We start from the raw sequence: 2,944 nt of genomic DNA on the forward strand, positions 1-2,944 counted from the left end.
AGTACAACCCCCAACTCAGTCAACAGTCCCACCACAACCAGACCCCATATTCCCCTCTCCCCCAGCAGTGGCTAATGTGGGAACTCCCGCGACCCAACTCCAGCAACAAACCGCTAAATTGGTTCATGTTCAAAGTCAAACCCTGCTGGAAATCCCCCACAACTTACCCGTGATTCATATTGGCAAACCTAATGATTTAGTACCCCCGGATATAGATGTTTCTGGATTTGCTAATGCGGAAATTGTTTCCCGAACTCATGCTAATATTCGCCCAGAAGGAGATGCCTATTATATTGAGGACGTGGGTAGTTCTAACGGAACATATATTAACAATATTCCTCTGCCAAAAGGAAACCGTCATCGCTTGCGACCAGGCGATCGTATTGCTTTAGGTAAAGGGGATATGGTGTCGTTTATTTTTCAGTTGTCCTAAAACCTGACCCAGCCGCCAGCCACCTAATTAACATATTAGCTGTGCTTTGTCAACAATTATGTTACAATTAATAGCACCTATCAAGGAAAAAATTTGCTATGAACACTAAGAAAGGAATCATCAAACGTAGTGACCTAATCGGTCGGCTAGTCCTCGATCGCCAAACTGTAGAAAAATTAGGCGACATCGAAGAAATTGCAGTCGATCTGAACTCCAACCAAGTGATAGGCTTCACCACCAAGTCAGGCATGTTACCAGTAGGAGGCAAAAAACGGGCATTTAGTTGGCAACAAATTGATACTATTGGGGTCGATGCTGTTTTGGTGAATAAATCCACCGATGAGGATGAGTTTTTATTGCCAGAAAATGCGGATTCTAGCATGGGTCATGAAGTCTGGACAGATGCTGGTAAAAAAGTCGGGGTTCTGGTTGACTATCTAATTAAAAATGATACAGGTACAGTGACTAATTACTTGTTCAAAACTGATGGTGGTTTGCGAGGCATTTTACAGGGGATCTATATTATGCCAGCATCAGCCATGACCAGCGCGGGTAGTAAGCGAGTAATTGTGTCGGAATCAATGGTTGAAAATCCTCCCCAGTATACAGAAGGCTTGGATCAAAAAATTCGTCAGGCGGCGGGATTTTTACAGTACGATTTTGAACAGACTCTCAGCGACCTGGAAGGCTTAAAAAAATATGCCCAAGAGTTGGGGAAATCCTCATCGGATAGTGCTGAGAACAACTTAGACAAGGAGGATACTAAATCATCCGACACTGCTGATGCCGAAAATCCCTAAAATAATGATTATAGCCAGCCATAATGGCTAAATTAGATGACTAAGTAGGTGGGAAAAATGACGGACAATGACCATATCATAAAACTGAAACTTTCCGCTCCCATAAAATCAGTTTTTATGTCTGAATGTGATTTTTTTTGCACCTGCTTATTCAATGGTTCAAACTGTCTGATTGTAGTAATTTACCGCACATCTTATCACAAGCTTACAACTTGGTATACATTGCCAAAAATAGCTATAACTTGTAGGTTGGTTATCTATCTTTCAGGACTTTGTTGTATATTTTTGGCCTCTTAAATTTTGGTGTGATTACTCTCATCCTGCTTCATTCTAGCCGACCTGTTCCTCTACATCGTTGGACTTTTGAGGATAAACCAATCTTGCGTATTGGTCGCTCGAAAGATAATGATGTTATTATTGGTAGTGCCGTGGTTTCAAGACATCATCTGGAATTGTGGAATAAAACATCTGGATGGGAATTAGTGAATTTTGGTGCTAATGGCACTTATGTTAATAATCAGATGGTTAACAAGAGGCGAATTGTAGATGGTATGGTGGTGCGCTTAGGACACACTGGACCGAGGCTTTTAATTCGCTTAAAACTTGTTAATGATATTCACCTAAATAAGCAATTAGATATCCCAGATTTAGAAGACTTAGCAGCCAATGATATCACCGAATCCGACCCAGGTCATACTACCCGGATCGAGTTTGATGATGATGATTAAACATTCAGGAAATTAAGTAGCTTTAATCTAGTGAAATCACGATCCGGATCGCCTTTTTTTAATCCCATATTTGGCAGCTTTGAAGGCTAAATAAGCCACTAGACTACTGATGGCGATACATCCTCCGGACACCCGGCACGATCGCCCTAATATCAATTATCCTTAATGGCTCTGATCATGACGGCGATTGTCGTTATCTCCTGTCTGCTGGAGTCACCCTCACGGCTGTTGGCTTCGCTTGTTTACCCCAGGGGAGGGCGATCGCCTTTTTTTACTGCACTTAATCCAGCATTTAGCGCCCAACCATGCCACCACAGCGGCACCGAAACTCAGCACCACAGCAATAGTAAAAGGATGCACATTATCACCTCGATTAGCTTCCCAGGGAAAGGTCATTTTCTCCTGAAAAATCAGCCCCGAAGTCGAAGCTACGATCGCCCCCACCGCAATTCCCCACCCAGCCGCTTGGATTTGATGTTCTAGGGCGCGATCGCGTTCTGCTTGGTCAATTTCCACCAAACCGCGAATCGTATTAATAGCCGTATCTAGCAGTCTTTCCCCTTGTTGCAGATAAATCAAATCCGCTTTTATTTGTCCCTGAAACATCCCAAAAATCTGATTCGCCTTATTCCGCCACCCGGTCAAATCACTTTGACTTTTTATCTCCATGCGTGTCAGAGTATTGAGATAATTTTGCCGGTTGATGGCGATCGTATTCTCGAACGTGACCAAACTCCGCATTCGTTGAGAATAGCGCAACGATAAATCCAACAAATTCTTAATTTCCTGCTTTAATGACCTTAACTCGTCCTCCGACAAATCCGGCGGCACAGTCGTCGCAATATTCGGCGGAAAAGTCCGAATCGTCTCCTCTATCGTTTTAATATCCCGATTCGCCCTTTTATATTCCTCACGACTATCGAGGTAATTTTGATGAATCTTGCGTTCATAAAAAAACAACTCCGGTAACGACCACTGCACCC

Annotated in this window: 3 protein-coding genes and 1 pseudogene; 3 read left to right on the forward strand and 1 reads right to left on the reverse strand. The window is 43.0% G+C overall.

The features are described 5' to 3' along the window. The 3 genes from B9T16_RS27490 to B9T16_RS27500 form a co-directional block, all read left to right on the forward strand. Positions 1–433, forward strand: a 433-nt coding sequence (locus B9T16_RS27490) for an FHA domain-containing protein (RefSeq protein ID WP_410246268.1), incomplete at its 5' end; no start/stop codon positions are given. 98 nt (positions 434–531) lie between these two features. Beyond that, positions 532–1,233, forward strand: a complete 702-nt coding sequence (locus tag B9T16_RS27495) for a PRC-barrel domain-containing protein (protein ID WP_410246269.1) — start codon at positions 532–534, stop codon at positions 1,231–1,233. Between the two features lie 380 nt (positions 1,234–1,613). Beyond that, positions 1,614–1,961 (forward strand): FHA domain-containing protein, encoded by a 348-nt coding sequence (locus tag B9T16_RS27500; RefSeq protein ID WP_410246270.1) that lies wholly within the window; start codon positions 1,614–1,616, stop codon positions 1,959–1,961. 219 nt (positions 1,962–2,180) lie between these two features. Here B9T16_RS27500 and B9T16_RS27505 read toward each other — a convergent pair. Next, a pseudogene (locus B9T16_RS27505) lies at positions 2,181–2,944 on the reverse strand (hypothetical protein); the annotation flags it as partial.

Source organism: Arthrospira sp. PCC 8006 (assembly GCF_046480465.1).
In the GTDB taxonomy this organism is placed as follows: domain Bacteria; phylum Cyanobacteriota; class Cyanobacteriia; order Cyanobacteriales; family Microcoleaceae; genus Limnospira; species Limnospira platensis.